Origin of the sequence: Pleomorphomonas sp. NRK KF1 (assembly GCF_023721755.1) — a bacterium.
Lineage (GTDB): Bacteria > Pseudomonadota > Alphaproteobacteria > Rhizobiales > Pleomorphomonadaceae > Pleomorphomonas.
In genome coordinates this window covers 466,966-489,768 of the sequence record NZ_JAMDLH010000002.1, presented here as the reverse complement: position 1 = coordinate 489,768, position 22,803 = coordinate 466,966, and the positions used below count along the sequence as shown (strand labels likewise).

The window sequence follows — 22,803 nt, the reverse complement described above, 5'->3', positions numbered from 1 at the left end:
TCGGGCTGCCACCTTCTTTTCGTCAAGCCCGGCCCGATTTGCAAGGGCGCTCCTCAATAGGGCCCTATGGCTGCCGCCGCCGCCCGCGTCAGGGGGGGCGAGCCGGCGATCAGACTGTCATGATCGGCGTCGGGCCGGTTGTAGACGATAGGCCCGCCGTCGATCGTCTCGAGTGTCCCACCGGACTCGGCGACGATCAGGTCGGCGGCGGCAAGGTCCCAGTCGTGAGCGCCGCCGCGCGCGAAGGCAAGGTCGAGCGTGCCGTCGGCGACCATGGCGATCCTGAGCGCCAGCGAGGCGACGTACCCCCGGCTCCTCAGCGTCGGCACCGGTCGCGACAGGCGAGAGATCAGAACGGCCGGACCGGCCACGCGCACGCCGGCGAGACTCGGACGCGGCTGCAGGCGCAGGCGATTGCCGTCGAGAAAAGCGCCACGCCGGTGACCGGCCGTATAGAGATGGCTAACCGACGGCTGGAGCAGTGCCGCCGCGACCGGGCGCCCGTCTTCGACCACGGCGAGCGAAATGGTCCACTGGTCGGAGCCGGCGATGAAGCCGCGCGTTCCGTCGATCGGGTCGACCACGAAGACGCGCTTGCAGCCGAGCCGGGCGGGATCGTCCTCGGTTTCTTCCGACAGCCAGCCATAGTCGGGGCGTGCGGCCAGCAAGCGCTCCTTCAGGAAGCGGTCGATGGCGAGGTCGGCTTCGCTGACCGGCGAGTCGTTGGCCTTTTTCCAGACGCGCGGGTCGCGACGAAAGAAGGAGAGACCGATGCTCGCGGCGGCGAGTGCCGCGTCGGAGAGAAGCGCGGTGTCCTCGTCGATGCGTGCGCTGTCAGCGGCCGGCAATCGTCAGTCCCCCGATGGCCACCGTCGGCGCGGTGAAGGCCGAGCGGAACTCGATGTCGTCCGCCGGTACCAGTTCGCGGAACATGTCGATGAGGTTGCCGGCCACCGTGATCTCGGCGACCGGATAGGCGATCTCGCCATTTTCGATCCAGAAGCCGGCGGCCCCTCGCGAGTAGTCCCCGGTGATGAGGTTGGCGCCATGCCCGATGAAGTCGGTGACGTAAAGGCCCGTGCCGACCGCCGCGATCAGTTCGGCGGGGGACTGCTCGCCCGGGTGCAGCAGCACGTTTGTCGACGAAGGGCTGGGAGAGCCGGTGCCTCGACCAGCGCGACCGTTCGTCTGAAGACCAAGCTCGCGTGCCGTCGCGCTATCGAGCAGCCATGTCGTGAGAACGCCGTCCTTGACGAGATCGAGCGGCGTCGCGCCAACGCCTTCGCCGTCGAAGGGGCGCGACCCCGGGCCACGCCGACGCAGCGGATCATCGGTGATCCGGATCTTCGGCCCGAACAGTTGCTGGCCGAGCCGATCCTTCAGGAAAGACGATCGGCGGGCGATCGACGCGCCGGAAATGGCGCCGATGAGCGCGCCGATCAGGCTGGTGGCGACGCGTGGGTCATAGACCACCGTGGCCGTCTGGGTCGTCACCTGACGCGGATTGAGACGGCGCACGGCGCGGCCGCCGGCCCGGGCGCCGACGGTTTCGGCGCTCTCAAGATCGGCCAGATGGGTTTTCGATGAGGAATCCCAATCGCGCTCCATCCCTGTGCCGCTGCCGGCGATGGCTGCGACGGAATGGCCGTGGCCGGAGGACTCATAGGCGCCGGAGAACCCGCTGGAGGTGACCAGGGCCATGCCCCCGCGCGCCCAGTAGGCACTGGCGCCCGTGGTGTTGGTCACGCCATCGACGGACATGGCGGCCGCCTCGACGGCCTTACCGCGCTCGGCGAGGTCGGCGGCGGAGACCGGGGTCTCGTCGAGGAGGTCGATGTCGGGCGAAGTGGTGGTCAGCAACGCGCTGTCGGCTAGACCGGCATAGCGGTCCGGGGGCGCCGCGCGGGCCATGGCGACGGCACGGGCGGCCAGCGCCTCGACGTCCGAGCCCAGCGTCGCGGATATGGTCGCGTTGCGATCGCCGACGAAGACCCTCAGGCCGAAATCGTCGTTCTCGGCATGCTCGATCTTCTCGACCTTGCCCTTGAGGACGCTCGCCACCTGGTTGACGGAGCGGACGGCGACGGCATCGGCGGCGTCGGCGCCAGCTGCGCGCGCCGCTTCGACGAGGCGAGCCGCCTGTTGGGTCAGTTGGTCGAGGTCGACGAGATCGCTCATGCGGGTATCCGATCGGTTCCGGGAGTTCCGTGTTTAGGGCTGGGTGTGTCGGTCGACAAGCCTTGAGGCTGCCTTCCTCGTACAGAATTGCGGCAACTCCTTGCCGGCCTTCACCGTGACGTCTTGCCATCAGTCGGGTGAAGTTGGTGATCAACCTTTTGAAGTGCAAGCGATTTCTGGGTGGAAGTCCCGCCATCATCGAAGGGTGGGAGGGAGCGCCGCTGTCAACGAAGATTGACCGAGGGTTGACGCTATGCCGCGATTTGGCGCTTCAGATTCCGCTAACCCTCTCAAAAATCGAGAAAAAGTTTACCCAATCCCTTAAGCCGCCGGGGATGACGTTCGACCTATGCTCGCCATGGTTTCGGGACTGAGCGCGAAAAAAAGACGTTCGGCCCGACAGGGATAGTCAAAAGAATACGAGTGAGGCGAAGAGCATGACGGGAGCCACTCCCCTGGGCCTGAAGACGGCGCTTAGGCTCGATCCGGGGCATCTGCCGGCCAAGTGGTGCGTCAACGTCGGACCGGTCGGCCGACCCGTCCAGGAGGCCGCCATCTACATGGACGACGACGGCGTTGTCGTTCGCCGTCAGTTATCCGGGCTGCCGTTGACGCTGAGCCTGCCGTTCGCCGCCTTCGAGGGGGTATCGGTCAGGATCGAGCCGAATGCGGCCGGCGATCTCGTCGCCAACGTCGAGCTGCACCACCGTGATCCGGCCCTGTCCATCCCGCTGACGGTGACGCGTGACATGGAAGCCGCCGCCGCCGATTGGCAGGGCTGGTCCGACCGTCTCGGACTGCCGATGCTACTGGTTTCGGCATCGGGCACCGTCGAGCGCGTCGGCCCGAAGGCCTCGGTACCGGTGGGCGACGCGGCGCCGCGCCGACGCCACGCTTCCATGAGCGATCGTCGGCCCCGTTTCCTGGTCCGTCGCAAGATGGGCACGGCGGGCGAAATGCCGGTGCTGCGTGACTGGCGCGAGATCATCAGCTACGAGTAATCGCACCTTGGAACTTGTCCTGTAGCCGACCTTCGCCAAGCGGAGGCCGGCTACATGCCTTTGAGAAGGCCATCGACGATCAGTCCGGCGGTCAGAATCAGTCCGGCATCGCGGTTGGATTTGAACAGCCTGAGACAGAGATCTCCGTCGTCGGCATCGAACTTCTCCACCTGCCAGGCGAGTTGGCGGGCGAAACCCGCGAGGCCAACGAAGGCGACGATCTTGGCGTCGGCGAGGTAGAAGGCCGTTCCCAGAAGCAATACGGCGGCGCCGTAGCAGACGGTGAGCAACTTTGGCGTCGAGTGCTCGAAATAGCGGGCCGTCGAGCCGAGATCGATCAGCGCATCGTCTTCGCGATCCTGATGCGCATAGATGGTGTCGTAGGCGAAGGTCCAAAGGATGGCCGCGACATAGATCAGGAAGGCCGGCGGATCGAGCCGCCCGAACACCACGCTCCAGCCCATCAGCGCGCCCCAGGAGAAGGAGAGCCCGAGCACGATCTGAGGGAAGTGGGTGATCCGCTTCATGAACGGATAGATCGCTACCGGCACCAGCGAACACAGGCCGACGATGATCGAGAAGCGGTCGAACTGCAGCAAAACGGCAAGGCCGAGCAGCGCCTGCAGCCCCAGGAAGACGGTGGCGGCTTTGCGGCTGACGCGGCCCGACGGGATCGGCCGCGTCCGCGTCCGCGCCACGGCGGCGTCGATGTCGCGATCGACGATATCGTTATAGGTGCAACCCGCACCGCGCATTGCAACGGCGCCGATGAAGAACAGCAGCGCGTGCCAGGGCGACGGAAAGCTTTGCCCGGCCGTTCCGCTCGCCAACGCCAGCGACCACCAGCAGGGCAACAGCAGCAGCCACCAGCCGATCGGCCGGTCCAGTCGAGCAAGTTGCGCATAGGGCTTGGCGGCGGCCGGTAGCAGGCGATCGACCCAGTTGCCGCGCTTGGCGTCGGGGATGACGATATCGTCGGAATCAGGTGCGTTCATGGGGCAAGTCTAGCTTCCATCCTGGTGGCGCGCGACAGCTTACTCAAGGAAAACGCCGGCCGTGTCGCCTTCCGGCCTTTTGTTCCACGGCCCGCCATGGTAAGGCGCGCGGCATCGGCTCGGCGACGTTGGAGGCCCCAGATGCACGTACTCCTTATCGGTTCTGGCGGGCGTGAACACGCCATTGCCGCGGCCCTTCGCTCTTCCACGAAGCTGACCCGTCTGAGCTGCGCGCCTGGTAACGCGGGAATCGCCGAGATCGCCGACCTCATAGCTATTGACCCTGCCAACCACGCGGCCGTCATAGCCTTTTGCAAGGCTGAGGGCGTGGATTTCGTGGTGATCGGACCTGAAGCGCCGCTGGTGGCCGGCCTCGTCGACGATCTTTCCGACGCCGGCATCAAGGCCTTCGGTCCCAGGAAGGAGCCGGCGCGTCTCGAAGGGTCCAAGGCCTTCACCAAGGAGCTCTGCACCGAAGCGGGCATCCCGACCGCCGCCTACGGCCGCTTCTCCGATGCCGATGCCGCTCGTGCCTATGTTCTCGATCGTGGCGCTCCGATCGTCGTCAAGGCCGATGGCCTGGCTGCCGGCAAAGGCGTCGTCGTGGCCTCGTCTGTCGAGGAAGCGGTTGCCGCCGTCGACGCCTGCTTTTCCGGCGCGTTCGGCGCGGCCGGCGCCGAGGTTGTGATCGAGGATTGTCTTGTCGGTGAGGAGGCGAGCTTCTTTGCCATAACCGACGGCATCGACGTGCTGCCGCTCGCCGCTGCCCAGGATCACAAGCGGGTTGGGGATGGCGACACCGGCCCCAACACCGGCGGCATGGGCGCCTACTCGCCGACGCCGGTGGTGGACGAGGCGATGGAAATGCGCATCATGGACGAGATCATCGTCCCGACGGTGCGCTGCCTCGCCAAGCGCGGTACGCCCTTCGTCGGCGTGCTGTTCGCCGGCCTGATGATCGAAGCGGATGGTCCCAAGCTGATCGAATACAACGTCCGCTTCGGCGATCCGGAGACGGAGGTTCTGCTGCCGCGCCTCCGATCCGATCTACTGGAGCTGATGCTGGCCTCCGCCGAGGGACGCCTGTCCGGCAATATCGCCAACTTCGATGAGCGCACGGCGCTGACCGTGGTCATGGCTGCCGAGGGATATCCCGGCAGCTATCGCAAGGGCAGCCGCATCGAAGGCCTAGACGAGGCCGCCGCGCTGCCGGACGTGTCGGTGTTTCACGCCGGTACCGCTGCAAGGGATGGCGCGATCGTCTCCAACGGCGGTCGCGTTCTTGCCATTACGGCGCTTGGCGACAGCGTTTCCGAGGCCCAGGCCAAGGCCTACGATGCCGTTGATCGCGTCCGCTGGCCGGATGGCTTCTGCCGCCGCGACATCGGCTGGCGCGCCGTGGCGCGGGAAAAGACCGGCGGCTGATCACGCCCGGCCGCTGACCGGTGACAACGCGGCGAGGTCGACGCCCAGCGTGGCGAGCGCACGGCGATAGCGTTCGCCGTCTGCGGCCGAAAAGATGATGTCGGGATCGGAGTCGGTGATGAGCCAGCCGTTGGCCTGAATCTCGCTCTCGAGCTGGCCCGGCGCCCAGCCCGCATAACCGAGCGTCAACAGCGAATGCTCGGGCCCGCGCCCTTCGGCGATCGCTTTCAGGATCTCCACCGTCGCCGTCAACGACAGCTCTTCGGAGATCGGCAGCGTCGACGCATCGAGATGAAAATCCGACGTGTGCAGCACGAAGCCTCGGCCGGTGTCGACCGGGCCGCCCTGGTGCACTCGCATCGAGCGTGCCTCGGAGGGCAGGCGGATGCGTTTCTCGTCGGGAATGATTTCCAGCTGGACCAGGAGGTCGGGGAAAGACAGATGATCGAGCGGCTTGTTGATCACAAGCCCCATCGCCCCCTCGGCCGAGTGGGCGCACATGTAGATCACGGAGCGCGCGAACTCACCGTCGTCGAGCGCCGGCATCGCGATCAGGAACTTACCGTCGAGATAGGCTGCCTTGTCGGCCATGGCGCATCCGGGGGTTCGTGGGGCTCCGAGTGACCAATATGAACCGCCATGACGATTATTCAAGGCATGAAAGCGGCGAAGGGAGGTGGCGTCTGCAACCTCCCTTCGCAAAAAGCGCCGGATTGCCGGGTATCACGCCGCCCGCAGCGTCACCAGAAAATCATCCATCGCTCGCCGTAGTTCGCCAGCCTGCGCCGCGAGGTCGTCCGCCGCCGACAGCACGGTGGTCGACACGACGCTCGTGTGCTCCGAAGCCTTTCGTATGCCCTCGACATTCTCCGACACGGCAGCGGTACCACGTGCCGCTTCGCTGACATTATGGGCTATTTCGCTCGCCGCGCCGGACTGCTGCTCCACGGCCGTGGCAATTGCCCCGGAGATATCGTTGAGGCGGTTGATGATCTCGGCGATCGCGCCGATCGAGGTCGCCGATGTGCCGGTCGACGACTGGATGCCGCCGATCTGGCGGCCGATCTGGGACGTAGCCTTCGACGTCTGGTCGGCGAGCTGCTTCACCTCGGCGGCGACGACCGCAAAGCCCTTGCCCGCTTCACCGGCCCGCGCTGCCTCGATGGTGGCGTTCAGAGCGAGGAGGTTGGTCTGCCCGGCGATGCTGTCGATCAGCTCGACGATGGTGCCGATCTGGTCGGCTGCGGTCTGTAGGCTGGCGATGTTCTCTCGTGTGGTGGCGGCCGTCTCCCGCGCTTCCGTTGTGACTGAGCCGGCTGCGGCGACGCGGGTGCCGATCTCGTTGATCGAGGACGACAGTTCCTCAGTGGCCCCGGCGACGGTCTGAACGTTGGCTGTCGCCTGATTGGCGGCGGCGGCGGCCGAGGCGGCCTGCATTGCCGTCTCCTCGGCGTTTCCGGTCAAGGTCTCGGCGGAGCTGTGCAGCAGGTCGATGGCGGCGATGACCCGCTGCAGGACGCCACCGACGGTGGTCTCGAAGGCGGCGGCGGTCTCGTCGCGCAGCCGCTGGCGTTCGGCGACGTCGCTTGCGTCGCGCTCGGCGGCTTCGCGAGCCATTTCGCCAACGCGAATGGCGTTGTTTCTGAACACTTCGACGGCGGCGGCCATCGCGCCGATCTCATCCTTGCGGCCAAGTCCCGGAATTTCCACCGTCGTGTCGTTGGCGGCGAGCCGGCTCATGGCAGCGGTCATCAAGGCCATGGGACGACCGAGGCGGACGCGGGTGATGACGGCGGCGGCGATCGACAGCAGTACGGTGGCGGCGAGCATGATGGCGTTGATGGCAAGTTGTCGCGTAGCTTCGGCCGAGTAGTCGTCCGCCTTGGCTCTGAGAGCTTCGATCGCCGTTCCGGCGACGTTGCCGACCGTCGAGGTCGCCTTGGCTCCGGCCTGCCTCCAGTCGTCAAGCTTGACGCTTGGCGGTTGCCAGGAGGTCATTTTCTTGATCTGCCCCTCGTAAAGCTTGCGGAATTCGCCAGTAAAGAAGGCATCGTCTCCCTCGCTGAAGGCCTGCCTGATCGTCTCGGGGATGCCGGGTGAGGCGACCATGTCATGTACCAGCTCCCACAGCGACTGAGCCTGCTTGAGCGCGGCGTTGATCGGCGCGGCCTCGCCATCGCGGAAAGGCCTCTTTTCGGTAATCGCGGGCAGCATTCCGATTACGGCGGTGCCGGCATAGCTGCGGGCGTTCCAGGCCAGCGCCCGGACGTTCACCAGCGCGGCGAGTTCGGGCGCCATGGACTGGATGTGGGCCTCGATGGCGCCGGTTGCCGTGTCCATCGCGGCGAGGATGTCTCCCCCGTCGGCAAGGTAGGTCTTGCCGATCTTCTTGTTCCGCTCCGCAAGCGGTTTGGCGAGTTCGGCGTCGGCGGCAGCCCGCAACGTCTGCAACGTGTCCCGACGGACTTTGAGATCGTCGGTTGCCGACTTCAGAGTGTCGCCACCGATCAACTCGAGACCTGCGATCGTGGCATCGAGCCCGGTCGAGGTTGCTGCCCGGCGCTCGACGATCGCCTTGACGGCGTCGCCGCTCTGCTCTTTCGGCATCGCCAGCGCGGACGGCGTATCGCCTCGTTCGATGCGAAATGCAGACATTGCGTCGAACAGGCTGCGTTCGACCTCTGCAAGGCCTCGCAACGTTTCCGCCGTCGACCACGCTCGATAGGCGGTCCAGACGCCGTTGCCGGTCAGGGCTAGAAGGGCCAGGCTCAACGTCGAGACGAGCAGGATTATCGATTTCTGTATCGACAGGCGCATACTATCCTCAGAGCTCATACGAAAGGTGTAGGCATCAAGCCCTTTGCGCCTTAAGAAACAGAAAACATTGCCGATTATGACGATGTTACTTATGGTCGTGAAAATGCGTATGGATACGATATAGTGATGTGCGACCCATGGGCCCGTCGCTTTTTCGTGGGGCCGAAGGCCCCATGCGATGCTATTTAGTCGCGAACGTTTCCCAACTCCGAGAAGACTGCGTTGAAAATATCGGTCCTGCTGCGAATTGCTTGTCTGTTGCCCCTGTCCAGTTTCCTCGCCACCCCGGCTTCGGCCTTTGACGTGCCGACCGTGGAGGCTCGCCTGGTCGCGGCTGGTGGACTGGAGGACGGCGCCTACCGGACCGCGCTGGAACTCGACCTGCCCAAGGGCTGGCATACCTATTGGCGCAATCCGGGCGATGCCGGCATTCCGCCGATCTTCGATGTCGCCAAGAGCACCAATCTCAGGGATTTCAGTGTCGGCTATCCGGTACCGGTCCGCCATACCGACGCTACCGGGACATCGATGATCTATGAAGGTCGACTTCTGCTGCCGATCCGGGCAATGCCGGAACGGCCGAACAAGCCGGTAACGCTCGCCGTCCACGTGCTCTACGGTCTTTGTGCGGAGATCTGCGTGCCGGCGGAAGCCGATGCGACCATCCGCCTCGATCCCGATGGCGCCGCCGATCCTAAGGCCTCGGCTGCCATAGCAGCTTCCGAAGCGCGCATTCCCATCAGATCCGACGACGGTCGACTTGTGGTCGATCGCCTCGCCTTCGATACCAAGACGGCCCGCGGGAGCGTCGAGGTGTCTGTGGCCGATGACGGCCGCCTCGTCGACCTGTTCGTTACCGCTCCGGCCAAATGGTATGCCGCGCCCCCCGAACCCCTTGGTGCGGAGGATGGCCGCCGCCATTTCACCGTTGCGCTGGAAGGGCCGTCGAAAGCGACTGGCGTGGAAGGTCTCGAACTGAGTTTCGTGCTGGCCGAGAAAGACCGGGCCTACGAGATCGTCCGTCGCCTCGACGCTGTGACCGAATAGGTATATTCCCTTGGGTCTAGCCTTTGAGAAGGGAGAGGTCATGATCAAGGTTGGAGACAAGCTGCCAGTGTTCACTTTCTTGACGCCGACCGCCGATGGCGGCCGGACGGAGATCACGACCGACGACGTGTTTGCCGGCAAGAAAGTGGTTCTGGTGGCTGTGCCCGGCGCCTTCACGCCGACTTGTTCCAAGAATCACGTTCCCGGCTTCATTCGGAAGTTCGAAGAGATCAGGGCCAAGGGCGTCGACACCATCGCAGTGACCGCGGTCAATGACGCCTATGTGTTGGGCGCGTGGCGCGATGCGCTCGGCGCCGGCGGCAAGATTGTCTTCCTTGCCGACGGGGCTGCGGCCTTTGCCAAGAGCGTTGGGCTCGATCTCGATCCTTCGCCCAGCATGGGCATTCGCTCCAAGCGCTACGCGGCGATCGTCGAAGACGGCGTCGTGAAGGAATTGCAGGTGGAAGAGAAATCCAGCGAGGCCACCTGTTCGGCGGCGCCAAGCATTCTCGAAAAACTCTGAGACGAGTTCAGGCCACCACGTCGATGACGCGGCCGGATCGCACCAGGGCGTCTGTCGTGTCCATCCGGTCGCCGTCGATCTGCATGCGGATGCCTTCGCCGGAGAAGTGGATCTCCGTGACTGGCCGGTCCTGAACCGAAGCCAACGTCTCCAAGCGGCCGAGCGCCAGAGCGGTGGCGGCGCGAAGCAGCGTTGCCGGCCGGTCGTCGGCGAGCGTCACCAGGCGCAGGCCCGGCTCGGTCGCCTTGGTGTGGCGCGTGATCGTCAGCGGACCGCCATAAAAGCGCGCCGTCGTCACCACGGCGATCCGGCACTTGATCGTCTCGCCGTCGGCGATGACCGTCACGTCTCGCCCTTTTTGGGCAAGCGCTAAAGTCAGGCCACGCCAGCCATAGGCGAGCTTTCCCCAGCGCCGCTTGAAGGGAGCGTCGACGGCGTGGACGATATCGGCGTCGAAGCCGGCCGACACCATCAGCGCAAAAGGGCGCTCGCCCACCATGCCGAGGTGAAGCGGGGTCTTGCGTCCCGCCGCAATGCGCTCGGCGATCTTCTCCGGTGAGGAGGGTAGCCCGAGTTCGTGCGCCAGCACGTTGGCGGTGCCGAATGGCAGGATCGACAGGGCAGGGCCATCGCCGCCGCGACGGACGATGCCGGTGATCGCCTCGTTGATCGAACCATCGCCGCCGCCGACCACCAGCGTACGCACCGAGGACGACAGCTCGGCGGCAATATCCGAAAGTTCGCCGGAGTAGCGGGTCAGCCATATATCGGACTTGAGACCGAGCCGATCCAGGCGCTCGGCCAGTCGCATCAGGTGACGGTAGTTGAAGTTTCCGGCCACCGGGTTGGCCACGACGAGGATCGGAGCTGCTTCATGCGGCATTTTCTCCCCCTCCGTCAGGCGGCATGTAGCCGGGTTTGAACGGCGCCATGCCCTGGCGGGCAAGCTCGTCGGCCCGCTCGTTCATGTCGTGGCCGGCATGGCCCTTCACCCAGTGCCAGTCGACGCTGTGGCGCTCGCGGGCCGCTTCGAGCCGCTGCCAGAGGTCGGCATTCTTCACCGGCTTCTTGTCTGCTGTCTTCCAACCGTTCTTCTTCCAGCCAAAGATCCAGCCGGTGATGCCGCCCTTCACATACTGGCTGTCGGTATAGAGATCGACCGCGCATGACCGCGTCAGCGCTTCGAGCGCCGCGCAAGCGGCTGTCAGCTCCATGCGGTTATTGGTGGTCAGTTGCTCGCCGCCACAGAGCTCCTTGCTCTTGTCGCCATAGACGAGGATCGCCCCCCAGCCGCCAGGGCCGGGATTTCCCGAGCAGGCGCCGTCGGTATAGACGGTGACGCGCTTTCCCTCGCTCATGCGCCGGTCCCGGCAAGTTCGAGGCCATAGGCGTTCGCCGTCGATGCCGTGCGGTGGAAGCGCAGCTTCTTGTAGTACTCGAGCGGGTCCTTCTTGCGAACGAGCGCACCGGGCGGCGTCATCAGCCAGTCGTAGAGACGCGTCAGCAGGAAGCGCAGCGCCGCGCCCCGGCAGAGTACTGGCAGCGAGCCGATCTCCGCATCCGTCAGCGGCCGCCCACCGGTGTAGCCGGCGAGCATAGCCCGGCCCTTCGTGATATTGAACGAGCCGTCCGGCTCGAAGCACCAGGCATTGAGGCAGACCGCGAGGTCGTAGGCGAGAAAGTCGTTGCAGGCGAAATAGAAATCGATGAGGCCGGACAACTGCCCCTTCAGGAAGAAGACATTGTCCGGGAAAAGGTCGGCGTGGATGACGCCTTCCGGCAGATCCCTCGGCCAGTTTGCCGCGATGAAGGCCAGTTCGGCCTCGATCTCGCTGCCGAGGCCGGGGAGAACTTCGTCGGCGCGGTCAGCACTGCCTGCGTAAAGCGGCGGCCAGCCGTCCGGCCCGAGACCGTTGCGGCGGCGGATGGAGAACCCTTCGCCGGCCTTGTGCAGGCGGGCCAGCGCCTCGCCTACCTGGCCGCAGTGGCTCACCTCCGGCCGCTTCACCCACATACCGTCGAGAAAGCTGACGATCGTGGCTGGCCGCCCGGCAAGGCGACCCAGAGCCTGGCCTTCGCGGTCACGCACCGGCTGCGGACAGTTGATGCCCCGGCCGGCAAGGTGATCCATCAGCCCGAGGAAGAACGGCAGGTCGGCCTCGTTCACCCGTTTCTCGTAGAGCGTCAGGATGAAGCGTCCCGTCTCGGTGCCGAGCAGATAGTTGGAATTCTCGACGCCTTCGGCGATCCCCTTGCAGGAGACCAGCGCGCCGATGTCGTAACGGGTCAGGAAGTCGGAAAGTTCCTCGTCGGAAACATCCGTGTAGACGGCCATATCAGAGCTCCGAGCCGCCCTTGTCGGCCGCGTGGTCGGTGATGTCGCGCAAAGGACGCGGAAGGGTAAAGGCTATGGTCTCCTCGGCGGTCCGCACCGTCTCCACCGCCACATCGTAACGAGCGGCGAACGCGTCGATGATCTCTTCGACGAGCACTTCCGGCGCCGACGCGCCGGCCGTGATGCCGAGCGTGCCGATGCCGTCGAGTGCGTTCCAGTCGAGATCGGAGGCGCGCTGGATCAGAAAGGCCCGCTCGCAGCCCTCGCGGGCCGCGACCTCGCGCAGGCGTTGAGAGTTCGAGGAGTTGGGAGCGCCGACGACCAGCATGGCGTCGACCTTCGGGGCCACTTCGCGCACCGCCGCCTGCCGGTTGGTCGTGGCATAGCAGATGTCGCTCTTGTGGGGGGGCACGATGTCCGGATAGCGGCGCGAAAGCGCCTCGACGATCATCCGCGTGTCATCGACGGACAGCGTGGTCTGCGACGTGTAGGAAAGCACCGTGCCAGTCGGAAAATCGAGCTTCTCGACGTCGTCCACGGTTTCGATCAGCGTCACCGAACCCTCGGGCAGCTGGCCCATGGTGCCGATCACTTCCGGATGGCCGGCGTGCCCGATCAGGATGACGTGACGACCCTTCTTGTGGTGGATCTCCGCCTCGCGATGCACCTTGGTGACCAGCGGACAGGTCGCGTCGAGCTGGAAGAGGTTGCGGGCCGCCGCCGCCGCCGGAACCGAGCGCGGAACGCCGTGCGCCGAGAAGATTACAGGTTGTTCGGTATCGGGAATCTCGTCGAGTTCCTCGACGAACACGGCACCCTTGGCCCGCAGCTCCTCGACCACGTATTTGTTGTGAACGATCTCATGCCGCACGTAGACCGGCGCGCCATAGCGGGCGAGCGCCAGATCGACGATCTGGATCGCCCGGTCGACGCCGGCGCAGAAGCCGCGCGGCGCGCAGAGCAGGATCTTGAGCTTCGGCAGCGTCAACCGTGGCACCTCTTGCTGGAGAAGCGGAATAGAAGTGTTTGCCTCCGCACTGTCAAGGGAAGGCCGTCATCCCGTGGGGTTCGGATGTCGGCAGAAGTCCTTTCTTCGTGTTGGTTACCTCCCGACATGCCGGGGACTGGCATCGTTGATGAGCCGCATCGAACGAGTCGCCAAGGCTGGGAGTGCATGCTATGGAAGCGGCGAAGCGGAGGTGACGCTCTCATGATGTCTGTCGGTTTCAGCGGTAAGATTTTGTCGGCGTTGGCGCTCGCTGTGACGCTTTCGGCCTGTTCTTCGGATAGTGGCCTCTCCCCGCGGTCGCTGGTCTCCGGTGGTCCGGACCCCAAGGCCGAGCAGGAAGCGCTGGAGCGATTCGCCGTGGTGGCGGTTTGCCCCGAGGTGCAGGTGCGCGACGGTACGCAGATGCTGGCCGTGTTCGAGAAGGGCAAGGAGGGCGACTATGGCGCCATCCGCTTCCAGGGCACCATCCGCAAGTTTGCCCGCGAGTGCCGCACGGACGCGTCGGGGACGACGACCATCAAGGTCGGCGTGGCCGGTCGCCTTCTGGCCGGGCCAAAGGGCGCGACCGGCGCCTCGACCTTGCCGGTGCGGGTCGTGATGGTCCGAAACGGCGACGAGGTGCTCTACTCCAAGCTCTATCCGGTGAATGTCACCATCGCACCAGGGACGGCCGCCGCCGATTGGGACTTCGTGGCGCCGGATCTGGTCGTGACGGGCGACAAGAGCCAGGGCAACTTCATCATTTATGTCGGCTTCGACGAGAGCGGGAAGAAGTAGGCCGCTTGAAAATGTGCCGCCGACAGGTCATGCTGTCGGCCGTTCGGGAAGGTCGTGCCCGGACACGGGGCTGCAAGGCTCCGAGACGCTGCGCGGGAGAGACCGACGGTGGTTACCGTCGGCGCCGAAGGAGCAACCGCCCCGGAAACTCTCAGGCAAAAGGACCGCTCGCAGCGGGCGACGCTCTGGAAAGCAGGCGAGGCGTGAGCCTCGACTCACCGAAGGAGTAACCTGGGCAAGGTGCCCCAGGGAAATCTCTCAGGTTACGTGACAGAGGGGGCGCGGACAGACGGATCCCGTCGTTCGCCCACCTCTATCCGGAGCTGACGCATGACGACACCCGTCCATGGCGACCATGACCCGCATCATTCCGCAGCGCCGCTCAAGACGCCGCTTTACGACGCCCACGTGGCGCTCGGCGCCCGCATGGTGCCGTTCGCCGGCTACTACATGCCGGTGCAATACGAGGGCATTCTCGCCGAACATGCCCACTGCCGCGCAGCGGCTGGGTTGTTCGACGTGTCGCACATGGGACAGGCGACCCTGCGCGGAGCCGACCATGCGACGGTCGCCGGTGCTCTCGAAAAACTGGTGCCGGCCGACGTCCTCGGTCTCGAGCCCGGCCGACAGCGCTATTCCCAGCTTCTCAACGAACGTGGTGGGATCCTCGACGACCTGATGGTGCATCGCGCACCGGGTGCAGACGGTACTCTCGGGCTCGTGGTCAACGCCGCCTGCAAGGTGGCGGACTACGCCCATATCGCGGCCCGCCTTCCGGGCGACGTACTGCTCGAAATCCACGAGGAGCGGGCGTTGCTTGCCCTGCAGGGACCTGAGGCGGTGAACGTCCTGGTTTCACTCGGCGCAGATGTTGCCGGTTGGGACTTCATGCAGGTCGGCCCGGCGAGCCTTGCCGGCATTCCGGTTTTCCTGTCCCGGTCCGGTTACACCGGCGAGGACGGCTTCGAGATCTCGGTTCACGCCGATACCGTCGTGGGCCTTTGGCAGGTTCTCCTTCGCGATCCCCGCGTCAAGCCGATCGGGCTTGGCGCCCGCGATTCGCTTCGCCTTGAAGGTGGGCTCTGTCTTTATGGCCACGACATCGACGAGACGACGACACCCGTCGAGGCTGGCTTGCTCTGGTCGATCCAGAAGCGCCGCCGCGAGGAAGGCGGTTTTCCCGGCGCCGATATCGTTCGTTCCCAGATCGCCGAGGGCGTTGCCCGCAAGCGCGTGGGCATCAAGCCGGACGGCCGAGCGCCGGCCCGCGATGGTACCGAGATCGTCGACGAGAACGGCGTCGCCATCGGCACCGTCACATCCGGTGGCTTCGGTCCGACAGTTGGCGGCCCTGTGGCGATGGGCTACGTCGCCGCCGTTCACGCTCGCCCCGGTACGCGGGTCGGTCTGGTAGTGCGCGGCAAGGCGCTGCCGGCTGAAATCGTTTCCCTTCCTTTCGTTCCGGCGCGCTTTCATCGCGCGCCCAAATAAGACCTCCAGAGACAACGGAACAAAACCATGACCAAGTACTACACCGAAGAGCACGAGTGGATCGCCGTCGAGGGCAAGGTCGCGACCCTCGGCATTACCGACTATGCCCAGGCCCAGCTCGGCGACGTCGTGTTCGTCGAAGTGCCAACCGTCGGCCGCAAGGTGAAGAAGGGCGAGGAAACCGCCGTCGTTGAAAGCGTCAAGGCGGCCAGCGAGGTCTATTCGCCGGTTACCGGCACGGTTGTCGCAGCCAACGATCCGCTGGCCAACAGTCCGATCACCGTCAACGAGGATCCAGAAGGCGCCGGTTGGTTCTGCCGGATCGAAATGTCCGATCCCGCCGAACTGGAAGTCCTGATGGACGAGGCCGCCTACAAGGCCTTCGTCGAGGGGCTGTAAAGGCCTCAACGAGTTTTGGAGTGCTTCTACCCCTCTCTCCAACTCTCCCCCACAAGGGGGAGAGGGTTCGTTGAGCTGAATGGCACGAACTATTCGACCGTGAAGTTCTGGCCGGATCCTAGCGGCACCCTCTCCCCCCTTGTGGGGGAGAGTTGGAGAGAGGGGTGGACCCGACCTGCCAAGAAAGGCCGTTCCATCTTCCAAGGCCTCCCTGGAGCCTATCCCATGCGCTATCTTCCACTGTCCGATGTCGATCGGAGCAACATGCTGGCCGCCATTGGCGTTGCCTCTGTCGATGATCTTTTCGCCGATCTTCCCAAGGCAAAGCGTCTCGCGGCGCTACCGAAGCTGCCGCCGCATGCCGGCGAACAAGCAGTCGCCCGCCGGCTTGGCACCATGGCGGCGAAGAACACGGCGGCTGGCTCGGTGCCCTTCTTCGTTGGCGCCGGTGCCTATCGGCATCACGTCCCGGCCACCGTCGATCACCTGATCCAGCGTTCCGAATTTCTCACCAGCTACACCCCCTATCAGCCGGAAATCGCCCAGGGCACCCTGCAGGTTCTGTTCGAGTTCCAGACGCAGGTCGCTCGCCTCACCGGCATGGATGTGGCCAATGCCTCGATGTACGACGGCTCGACCGCCCTGGCCGAAGCCGTTCTGATGGCCCACAGGATCACGAAGCGCGACCGGGCGGTGCTGTCGGGGGGCGTCCATCCCCATTATCGTGGCGTGGTCGAGACCGTGACGCGCTTTCCCGGACACGTGGTAGAGAGCCTGCCACCGGATCTCTTGGGCACCGAGGATATCCTCGCGGCCATCGATGACACGACCTCCTGCGTCGTGGTGCAGTCGCCGTCCTTCTACGGCCATCTCTACGACCTGAAGCCGATCGCCGAGAAGGCGCACGCCATGGGCGCCCTGCTGATCGCCGTCTTCACCGAAGTCGTCTCCCTTGGGGCGATCGAGCCTCCAGGCAGTCAGGGTGCCGACATTGTGGTGGGCGAGGGACAGTCTCTCGGGAACCCGCTGAGCTTCGGCGGTCCTTATGTCGGCCTCTTCGCCACGCGCCAGAAATACGTCCGCCAGATGCCCGGCCGCCTCTGCGGCGAAACGGTCGATGCCGACGGCAAGCGTTCCTTCGTGCTGACGCTCTCAACCCGCGAGCAGCATATCCGCCGCGAGAAGGCCACCTCCAACATCTGCACCAACGCCGGCCTTTGCGCCCTGGCGTTCTCGATCCACCTGACGCTGCTGGGCGGCGCGGGGCTGACGAAGCTCGCTCGGGCCAATCACGCCAATGCGGTTCGGCTAGCCGATGAGCTGGCCGGTATCTCCGGCGTCGAGTTGCTCAACCGGGCCTTCTTCAACGAGTTCACCCTCCGCTTGCCGAAAGGCGCCGCTGCCGTCATCGAGACGCTGGCCGAGAAGGGTGTTCTGGCGGGCGTCCCGGCCAGCCGGCTCGAGCCGAACCGGCCCGAACTTTCGAACGTGCTGGTGGTGGCCGCCACCGAGGTCAACACCGACGAGGACAGGGCTGCCTTCGCGAGCGCCCTGCGGGAGGCGCTGGCATGACCGACAACCGCTCGTCGGATGGCGCCGAATCCTGGGGACAAGAAAAGTCCTCCGCTTCCCAGCGCCGCTTTTTCAGCGACAGCCCGGTGAGGACGCCGAGCCGCTATCGCAGCTTCCTGCTTTCGACGCTGTTCACCTTCGGAGGTGATCGATGATCATGAATAACGTGGGCCGCCCGACCGCGCCCGTCGCCACAGATGCCGTCGTTGCCGCATCCACATTCACCGGCAATCAGGGGCTCGCCATCGAGGAACCCCTGCTGTTCGAGGTCGGTCGTCTTGATGTTACCGGCGTCGACATTGAGGATGTCGATGCGTTCGAGCCGCGTCTTGGCGGACTTGCCCGCACGGCGCCTATCGATCTCCCCGGCCTGACCGAGCCGGAGACGATGCGTCACTACGTTCGCCTCAGCCGGCAGAACTATGCCATCGATCTCGGCCTCTATCCGCTCGGCTCCTGCACCATGAAGCACAACCCGCGTCTCAACGAGGCGATGGCGCGGCTGCCGGGCTTTGGCGACGTTCATCCGCTGCAACCGTTGTCGACGGTGTCCGGCGCCGTCGAACTGGTGGCCGAACTCGGCCGCTGGCTCCTGGAACTGACGGGCATGGCATCGGTTGCCATGAGCCCGAAGGCCGGCGCGCACGGCGAGATGTGCGGAATGGCGGCGATCAAGGCGGCAATCGTCGATCGTGGCGAGACGCGCGACGTGGTGCTCGTGCCGGAGTCGGCGCACGGCACCAACCCGGCCACCGCCGCCCAGCTCGGGTTCCGCGTGGTGTCCGTTCCGGCGCGTGCCGATGGCACGGTCGATCCGGAGGAGGTCAGAAAGCGTCTCGGCCCGGAGGTCGCGGCGATCATGCTGACCAACCCCAACACCTGCGGTCTCTTCGAGCGCGACATCGTCGAGATCGCCGAGGCCGTGCACGCGGCGGGCGCCTACTTCTATGCCGATGGCGCCAACTTCAACGCCATTGTCGGCAAGGTCCGACCCGGCGATCTTGGCGTCGATGCCATGCACATCAACCTGCACAAGACCTTCTCGACGCCGCATGGTGGCGGCGGTCCGGGTGCCGGTCCGGTGGTGCTGTCCGACCGTCTGGCGCCCTATGCGCCGGTTCCCTTCGTTCGTTTTGACGGGGAGGGCGCCGCCGAGTTCGTCGAGACGCGCAAGGCGGCCGGCGAGCGGGGGCTGAAGCCCTTCGGCCGCATCACCGCCTTCCATGGCCAGATGGGCATGTTCGTCCGCGCGCTCGCCTACATGATGAGCCACGGCGCCGATGGCCTCCGGCAGGCATCGGAAGACGCTGTTCTCGCCGCCAACTACGTCAAGGCACGCCTCCAGGACTTGATGACCGTCGCCTTCCCCGAACGTCCTGCCATGCACGAGGTGCTGTTCGACGACCGCTTCCTTGAAGGCACCGGCGTCACCACGCTCGATTTCGCCAAGGCGATGATCGACGAGGGCTACCATCCGATGACCATGTATTTCCCGCTGGTCGTTCACGGTGCCATGCTGATCGAGCCGACGGAGTCCGAATCCAAGGCCAGCCTCGACCAGTTCGTCGACACATTGCGCCATCTCGCGGACAAGGCGAGGTCGGGCGACGTGGACGCGTTCAAGGCTGCACCACGCCTGGCGCCACGACGCCGCGTCGACGAGACGCTTGCGGCCCGCCAGCCGAAACTGGTCCATCAAGGGTAAGCGACAGGGCGGCGGCATCGGCCGCCGTTTTGCTCTCGGTAACGCCGATCCAATGTGATCGCTTGCCAGACGGGCCGTTTCGAAGCACCCTTCCGGAGACCCCCTTCTCCGGGAGCACGCCCATGGCGATCGGCTCGCTGCCGCCGGTGACCAACGAAATTCAGGCGAACTCCGGTCAACCGGGCAAGACGCTTGCGCAACAGATACCAGCCGGCTCGCTGCTCGACGTTCAGGCGGCGGCGGCCGAGCCGACCGTTGCCATTGTTCCCGAGACCACTCTGATCGAGAAAGCGGTCGCAGAGGCTCTTGGCCGCCAGGGTGGATTGGCGCCGCTCTACGCCACGCTAGCCGAACTTGCCGACGCTCCCGATCTGCCCGATGCGGTGAAGGCGGCGATCAACCAGGTGCTGGCATTTCGTCTTGGCGACGGCAACGTGACGGCAGAGCGGGTCGCCGAGGCGATCCGATCGTCGGGCCTTTTTCACGAGGCGGTGGCGGCCGGTCGGATGGCGGCTGTTCTGCCGCCTGCGGTTCGCCAGGCACTCGGCGGTTTGCCGGAAGAAAAACGTCAGGCCGTCCCGCGCCCCGCGATGTCGGTTTCTTCGCTCGCCAACCCTTCCGCTGTCGCGCGGCCGGTTGCGACCTCAGGCCCGCCGCCGGCGGCTGCGGGAGGGCCGTCTCCGAACACGGGAGCGCCTCAGGCCCAAGGCGGCTCTTCGCCGGTCACCACGGCGGCCGCGTCTCCGGTCGGCGTGTCGCCGTCTTCAACCGCTGGCGCGTCCGGTCAGGCCGGAGTCTCTCCTGGGGTGTCGACCGGTTCCAGCACCAGTGCTCCAACTGCCGGTCCAGCTTCCTCTGCGACCGGTGCGTCTGCGCCGCCGGGCAGCGCCTTGGCGTCTCCCCAAGCGGCGACAAGGGTAGAAATGCCGTCGGCGGGTTCCGCTGCGACGAGCGTCGTGAATGCCACACCAACGCCACCCCCTGGGGCTCCATCGGTGCCAGCCGCTCCGATTGCTCGCGATGGTTCGCCACCACTGCCAACACCGCAGATATCCTCGGTCGACGCTGATGGAGGTGTTCCGGCACCTCAGTCCACCGGTGGAACAAGCACTCCGCCATCATCGATCTCACCCACCCTGACTGCACCCGCTGGAGCAACATCCGGCCAACCTGCCGCTACGCAACCGACATCAGGCACCATCGTCCAGTCGTCACCGACCCAGGCGCCGGTGCCCGAGCCCGACACGAGCGGGCCATCGTCTCCGTCAGTGGCATCGCAGAGCGCCCCCAGCACCGCTGCGACGTCGACGCGCGCCTTTGCGCCATGGACACCGGGGCGTCCATTGAACCCACTGCCCGCAGCGGCTGCCACGGTGGTATCGGCTGGGTTGACACCAGCCGCAGATCACCCAGTGTCTCCCCCTTCCGCTCTGCCTCAAGGCGCAGAGGCCACTCCTCGCCGCCAGGTCGGCGATAAGGCTCTCTTTGTCCCATCCACGGTGGATAGTCTGCCGAACGCTGCGCCTGCGGCGTTGCCGCGTGTAACGGCTGGGCCGACTGCCGCTCCCCCCACCGCGCCCGGTACGCCAGCTCAACTGAGCGCCGGCCAAACGGCGGCGGCCGCGTCGTCTCCGTCAGGCTCGGAAGCCGGCATCTCGACCGGGCCTGGAAGCATCGGCTCGTCACAGCAACCTCCGCAAGCGATCCGCCCGGTATCCGCGCTCGCCGCGGAACCTGTTGTGAATTCCGAGAGACGGTTTGCTTCCTCCGCGTCCATAGCATCGCCGAACGCAGCAGCAGCTCCGACAATGGTGGGTGTCGATCTCAAGGGAGCGTTGGGGATACTGCGGCGCGAACTGGTGGCATGGCTTGGCCGCAATGCCGACGTGATGGCGAGCATGGCTGGCGACGACGGTGTCACAAGCATCAACCGACCGCCGCCGCCCCGCAAGGGTGGACCGGTGCGTGGCCAGCCGGCTATGCGGGTTGTCGACGGCGATCAGGCCGAGGCGGGAACGACGGAGGCGCTAGCCGGTCGCGCGCTCGGCGAAGCGGAGCGTTCGTTGTCGCGTGTCTTCCTGCATCAGGCGGCGACATCCGAGAGCCGGGATGCCAAAGGCGCGCAGCCGACGCAGGCCCTGATGTTCGAGATCCCCATCGCCGGGCCGAACGGGACCTCGATCGCCCAGCTTCGTATCGAGCGCGACGATCACCCCCCACCTGAGCCAGGGGCAAAGCCGCGCAAGGTGTTCCAGGTCGATATCGCCTTCGACATCGTGCCCCTGGGGCCGGTTGCTGTGCGTATCGGCCTGATGGACGGGCGCAGGGTGGCGGTCGGCGTCTGGTGCGAAAGCGACGACGGCTTCGTCCGCATGGAAGCGGAGCGGGAGAACATCGTGCTTGGTCTCGAACAGGAGGGCATGGTGGTGGCCGGCCTCGATTTGCACCGCGGCCACCCGCCCGAGGGGCGCGAGGACATGACGGTCGCAGCCAGCCATCGCCTGGATCTTCAGCTATGAGCGACAAGGACATTCGCAAGGCGGTCGCCCTGCAATACGCCGCGCCGGACGCGCCGAAAGTGGTTGCGACGGGCAAGGGAGCCGTAGCCGAGGCGATCATCGACAAGGCGCGGGACGCCGGCGTGCCTATCGAGGAGAATCCGGCGCTTGCCGATGCGCTGTCGACGCTGAAGCTCGACGAGACGATTCCCGTCGACCTCTACAAGGCGGTGGCGTCGGTGATCGCCGCCGTGTTGCGGGCAGCGAAAAAGGCGTGACCGCCGTCGGGCATCATCGCTTGCCGAACACGGCGGATTGTCACACGCCCCGGCCGTCCCAGCTCCGGAAGGCCTCGACCACCGCAAGAATGTCCGCGTGACGACGGACCACCGTTTCCGCACCGGCTTCCATCAGCGCTTCGGCGTGTCCCGGCCACGAATGGGCGCCACCGGTGAAACCGATCGCCCGCATGCCGGCCCGAACGGCGGCGGTGACGCCGGCAAATGAGTCCTCGACGACGATCGCCTCGGCTGGATCGACGCCGAACTCGCGGGCTGCGTGGAGGAAGACGTTGGGGTCGGGCTTGCCCTGGCAGGTTCCGACCTCGCCGGCCGAGAACACGTAGGGTTTGAAGCGATCGTAGAGTCCGGCGCTGGTCAGCGCCTTCTTGAGATAGGCCGAGTGGGCATTGGAGCCGACGCAGCGCGGGCCGTCGAGCGCATCCAGCAGTTCGGCGATGCCGGGCACCGCCTTCACGTGCACGATACGACGGTCGAACTCCGCCTGGATGCGATCCTTGATGCGACCGCTGACCGGTAGCCCGGTCTCCTCGGAGAGAATGGCCTCCATTTCGCCGCTGGCGAGGCCCGCAAACCGGGACGTCACTTCGTCGGCGGTGATGGCGAAGCCCTCCTCGTTGAGCACTTCCGCGGTAACCGTCGAGGAAATGATCTCGGAATCGATGAGTACGCCGTCACAGTCGAAAATGGTGAGCATGAGACAATCCGGTTTCGATGGGTCAGGGTGGAAGC

Annotated in this window: 23 protein-coding genes and 1 riboswitch; of the genes, 12 read left to right on the top strand and 11 right to left on the bottom strand. The window is 65.6% G+C overall.

Going from position 1 to position 22,803, the window contains the following annotated elements:
- Positions 1–53 precede the first annotated feature (53 nt).
- Both M4J39_RS07600 and M4J39_RS07595 read right to left on the bottom strand, forming a co-directional pair.
- Entirely contained in the window at positions 54–848 is a 795-nt protein-coding gene (locus M4J39_RS07600) for a 3'(2'),5'-bisphosphate nucleotidase CysQ (protein ID WP_251727214.1), read from the bottom strand.
- Positions 835–2,178 (bottom strand): TldD/PmbA family protein, encoded by a 1,344-nt coding sequence (locus tag M4J39_RS07595; RefSeq protein WP_251727213.1) that lies wholly within the window; start codon positions 2,176–2,178, stop codon positions 835–837. The genes M4J39_RS07600 and M4J39_RS07595 overlap by 14 nt, the downstream gene beginning before the upstream one ends.
- A gap of 437 nt (positions 2,179–2,615) precedes the next feature.
- Here M4J39_RS07595 and M4J39_RS07590 point away from each other — a divergent pair, with 437 nt between their 5' ends.
- A complete protein-coding gene (locus M4J39_RS07590; RefSeq protein WP_251727212.1) occupies positions 2,616–3,179 on the top strand; it encodes a DUF6101 family protein in 564 nt (187 codons plus the stop codon).
- A 50-nt stretch (positions 3,180–3,229) separates the two neighbouring features.
- On the opposite strand, the gene ubiA is transcribed toward M4J39_RS07590, so the two are convergent.
- Complete coding sequence (gene ubiA / locus M4J39_RS07585) at positions 3,230–4,174, bottom strand: 4-hydroxybenzoate octaprenyltransferase (protein WP_251727211.1); 945 nt, start codon at positions 4,172–4,174, stop codon at positions 3,230–3,232.
- A gap of 141 nt (positions 4,175–4,315) precedes the next feature.
- Between ubiA and purD the strand changes: the two genes are divergently transcribed.
- Positions 4,316–5,599: a phosphoribosylamine--glycine ligase gene (purD, locus tag M4J39_RS07580; protein ID WP_251727210.1), complete on the top strand. Its 1,284-nt coding sequence runs from the start codon at positions 4,316–4,318 to the stop codon at positions 5,597–5,599.
- On the opposite strand, the gene M4J39_RS07575 is transcribed toward purD, so the two are convergent.
- Together M4J39_RS07575 and M4J39_RS07570 are read right to left on the bottom strand one after the other, a co-directional pair.
- On the bottom strand, positions 5,600–6,190 hold the full coding sequence (locus M4J39_RS07575; RefSeq protein ID WP_251727209.1) for a YqgE/AlgH family protein: 591 nt from the start codon (positions 6,188–6,190) through the stop codon (positions 5,600–5,602). It abuts the gene before it with no gap.
- 132 nt (positions 6,191–6,322) lie between these two features.
- The gene (locus M4J39_RS07570) at positions 6,323–8,416 is read right to left on the bottom strand and encodes a methyl-accepting chemotaxis protein (protein ID WP_251727208.1); all 2,094 of its coding nucleotides are present in this window, start codon (positions 8,414–8,416) and stop codon (positions 6,323–6,325) included.
- A gap of 222 nt (positions 8,417–8,638) precedes the next feature.
- Here M4J39_RS07570 and M4J39_RS07565 point away from each other — a divergent pair, with 222 nt between their 5' ends.
- Both M4J39_RS07565 and M4J39_RS07560 read left to right on the top strand, forming a co-directional pair.
- Positions 8,639–9,463 carry a protein-disulfide reductase DsbD domain-containing protein gene (locus M4J39_RS07565; protein WP_251727207.1) on the top strand — a complete coding sequence of 275 codons (825 nt, stop codon included), beginning with the start codon at positions 8,639–8,641 and terminating at the stop codon, positions 9,461–9,463.
- Positions 9,464–9,503: 40 nt separating this feature from the next.
- Positions 9,504–9,986, top strand: a complete 483-nt coding sequence (locus tag M4J39_RS07560; RefSeq protein WP_251727206.1) for a peroxiredoxin — start codon at positions 9,504–9,506, stop codon at positions 9,984–9,986.
- A gap of 7 nt (positions 9,987–9,993) precedes the next feature.
- Here the strand turns inward: M4J39_RS07560 and M4J39_RS07555 are convergent, their stop codons facing one another.
- Genes M4J39_RS07555 through ispH form a run of 4 tightly spaced genes read right to left on the bottom strand, consistent with a single transcriptional unit; the run spans position 9,994 to position 13,309 of the window.
- Entirely contained in the window at positions 9,994–10,869 is an 876-nt protein-coding gene (locus M4J39_RS07555; RefSeq protein ID WP_251727205.1) for a diacylglycerol kinase family protein, read from the bottom strand.
- Positions 10,859–11,344, bottom strand: a complete 486-nt coding sequence (gene rnhA, locus M4J39_RS07550) for a ribonuclease HI (protein ID WP_251727204.1) — start codon at positions 11,342–11,344, stop codon at positions 10,859–10,861. Before rnhA ends, M4J39_RS07555 begins: the two co-directional genes overlap by 11 nt.
- Positions 11,341–12,321, bottom strand: a complete 981-nt coding sequence (locus M4J39_RS07545) for a homoserine kinase (protein ID WP_251727203.1) — start codon at positions 12,319–12,321, stop codon at positions 11,341–11,343. Before M4J39_RS07545 ends, rnhA begins: the two co-directional genes overlap by 4 nt.
- Position 12,322: 1 nt before the next feature.
- A complete protein-coding gene (ispH, locus tag M4J39_RS07540) occupies positions 12,323–13,309 on the bottom strand; it encodes a 4-hydroxy-3-methylbut-2-enyl diphosphate reductase (RefSeq protein ID WP_251727202.1) in 987 nt (328 codons plus the stop codon).
- Positions 13,310–13,531: 222 nt separating this feature from the next.
- Between ispH and M4J39_RS07535 the strand changes: the two genes are divergently transcribed.
- The 6 genes from M4J39_RS07535 to gcvPB all read left to right on the top strand — a co-directional run bounded on the left by M4J39_RS07535 (position 13,532) and on the right by gcvPB (position 19,274).
- Positions 13,532–14,107 carry a hypothetical protein gene (locus tag M4J39_RS07535; protein WP_251727201.1) on the top strand — a complete coding sequence of 192 codons (576 nt, stop codon included), beginning with the start codon at positions 13,532–13,534 and terminating at the stop codon, positions 14,105–14,107.
- Positions 14,108–14,190: 83 nt separating this feature from the next.
- Positions 14,191–14,284, top strand: a riboswitch (glycine riboswitch).
- Positions 14,285–14,437: 153 nt separating this feature from the next.
- Positions 14,438–15,598: a glycine cleavage system aminomethyltransferase GcvT gene (gcvT, locus tag M4J39_RS07530; RefSeq protein WP_251727200.1), complete on the top strand. Its 1,161-nt coding sequence runs from the start codon at positions 14,438–14,440 to the stop codon at positions 15,596–15,598.
- Between the two features lie 27 nt (positions 15,599–15,625).
- A complete protein-coding gene (gene gcvH / locus M4J39_RS07525) occupies positions 15,626–15,997 on the top strand; it encodes a glycine cleavage system protein GcvH (protein ID WP_251727199.1) in 372 nt (123 codons plus the stop codon).
- Positions 15,998–16,222: 225 nt separating this feature from the next.
- Entirely contained in the window at positions 16,223–17,569 is a 1,347-nt protein-coding gene (gene gcvPA / locus M4J39_RS07520) for an aminomethyl-transferring glycine dehydrogenase subunit GcvPA (protein WP_251727198.1), read from the top strand.
- Positions 17,566–17,724 carry a hypothetical protein gene (locus M4J39_RS07515; RefSeq protein WP_251727197.1) on the top strand — a complete coding sequence of 53 codons (159 nt, stop codon included), beginning with the start codon at positions 17,566–17,568 and terminating at the stop codon, positions 17,722–17,724. Before gcvPA ends, M4J39_RS07515 begins: the two co-directional genes overlap by 4 nt.
- A 2-nt stretch (positions 17,725–17,726) precedes the next feature.
- Positions 17,727–19,274: an aminomethyl-transferring glycine dehydrogenase subunit GcvPB gene (gene gcvPB, locus M4J39_RS07510; RefSeq protein WP_251727580.1), complete on the top strand. Its 1,548-nt coding sequence runs from the start codon at positions 17,727–17,729 to the stop codon at positions 19,272–19,274.
- A gap of 784 nt (positions 19,275–20,058) precedes the next feature.
- Here the strand turns inward: gcvPB and M4J39_RS07505 are convergent.
- The gene (locus tag M4J39_RS07505) at positions 20,059–20,241 is read right to left on the bottom strand and encodes a hypothetical protein (protein ID WP_251727196.1); all 183 of its coding nucleotides are present in this window, start codon (positions 20,239–20,241) and stop codon (positions 20,059–20,061) included.
- A gap of 841 nt (positions 20,242–21,082) precedes the next feature.
- Here M4J39_RS07505 and M4J39_RS07500 point away from each other — a divergent pair.
- Together M4J39_RS07500 and M4J39_RS07495 are read left to right on the top strand one after the other, a co-directional pair.
- Complete coding sequence (locus tag M4J39_RS07500) at positions 21,083–21,793, top strand: hypothetical protein (protein ID WP_251727195.1); 711 nt, start codon at positions 21,083–21,085, stop codon at positions 21,791–21,793.
- Positions 21,790–22,050: an EscU/YscU/HrcU family type III secretion system export apparatus switch protein gene (locus M4J39_RS07495; protein WP_251727194.1), complete on the top strand. Its 261-nt coding sequence runs from the start codon at positions 21,790–21,792 to the stop codon at positions 22,048–22,050. The genes M4J39_RS07500 and M4J39_RS07495 overlap by 4 nt, the downstream gene beginning before the upstream one ends.
- Before the next feature lie 40 nt (positions 22,051–22,090).
- Here M4J39_RS07495 and M4J39_RS07490 read toward each other — a convergent pair whose 3' ends face one another.
- A complete protein-coding gene (locus tag M4J39_RS07490; protein ID WP_251727193.1) occupies positions 22,091–22,768 on the bottom strand; it encodes an HAD family phosphatase in 678 nt (225 codons plus the stop codon).
- Positions 22,769–22,803: the final 35 nt, after the last annotated feature.

Excerpts from the sequence above, each read along its gene's own strand:
- M4J39_RS07595 (WP_251727213.1), bottom strand. The coding sequence starts at position 2,178 with ATGAGCGATCTCGTCGACCTCGACCAACTGACCCAACAGGCGGCTCGC.
- M4J39_RS07590 (WP_251727212.1), top strand. The coding sequence starts at position 2,616 with ATGACGGGAGCCACTCCCCTGGGCCTGAAGACGGCGCTTAGGCTCGAT.
- ubiA (WP_251727211.1), bottom strand. The coding sequence starts at position 4,174 with ATGAACGCACCTGATTCCGACGATATCGTCATCCCCGACGCCAAGCGC.
- purD (WP_251727210.1), top strand. The coding sequence starts at position 4,316 with ATGCACGTACTCCTTATCGGTTCTGGCGGGCGTGAACACGCCATTGCC.
- M4J39_RS07575 (WP_251727209.1), bottom strand. The coding sequence starts at position 6,190 with ATGGCCGACAAGGCAGCCTATCTCGACGGTAAGTTCCTGATCGCGATG.
- M4J39_RS07570 (WP_251727208.1), bottom strand. The coding sequence starts at position 8,416 with ATGCGCCTGTCGATACAGAAATCGATAATCCTGCTCGTCTCGACGTTG.
- M4J39_RS07560 (WP_251727206.1), top strand. The coding sequence starts at position 9,504 with ATGATCAAGGTTGGAGACAAGCTGCCAGTGTTCACTTTCTTGACGCCG.
- M4J39_RS07555 (WP_251727205.1), bottom strand. The coding sequence starts at position 10,869 with ATGCCGCATGAAGCAGCTCCGATCCTCGTCGTGGCCAACCCGGTGGCC.
- rnhA (WP_251727204.1), bottom strand. The coding sequence starts at position 11,344 with ATGAGCGAGGGAAAGCGCGTCACCGTCTATACCGACGGCGCCTGCTCG.
- M4J39_RS07545 (WP_251727203.1), bottom strand. The coding sequence starts at position 12,321 with ATGGCCGTCTACACGGATGTTTCCGACGAGGAACTTTCCGACTTCCTG.
- M4J39_RS07535 (WP_251727201.1), top strand. The coding sequence starts at position 13,532 with ATGATGTCTGTCGGTTTCAGCGGTAAGATTTTGTCGGCGTTGGCGCTC.
- gcvT (WP_251727200.1), top strand. The coding sequence starts at position 14,438 with ATGACGACACCCGTCCATGGCGACCATGACCCGCATCATTCCGCAGCG.
- gcvH (WP_251727199.1), top strand. The coding sequence starts at position 15,626 with ATGACCAAGTACTACACCGAAGAGCACGAGTGGATCGCCGTCGAGGGC.
- gcvPA (WP_251727198.1), top strand. The coding sequence starts at position 16,223 with ATGCGCTATCTTCCACTGTCCGATGTCGATCGGAGCAACATGCTGGCC.
- M4J39_RS07515 (WP_251727197.1), top strand. The coding sequence starts at position 17,566 with ATGACCGACAACCGCTCGTCGGATGGCGCCGAATCCTGGGGACAAGAA.
- gcvPB (WP_251727580.1), top strand. The coding sequence starts at position 17,727 with ATGAATAACGTGGGCCGCCCGACCGCGCCCGTCGCCACAGATGCCGTC.
- M4J39_RS07500 (WP_251727195.1), top strand. The coding sequence starts at position 21,083 with ATGGTGGGTGTCGATCTCAAGGGAGCGTTGGGGATACTGCGGCGCGAA.
- M4J39_RS07495 (WP_251727194.1), top strand. The coding sequence starts at position 21,790 with ATGAGCGACAAGGACATTCGCAAGGCGGTCGCCCTGCAATACGCCGCG.
- M4J39_RS07490 (WP_251727193.1), bottom strand. The coding sequence starts at position 22,768 with ATGCTCACCATTTTCGACTGTGACGGCGTACTCATCGATTCCGAGATC.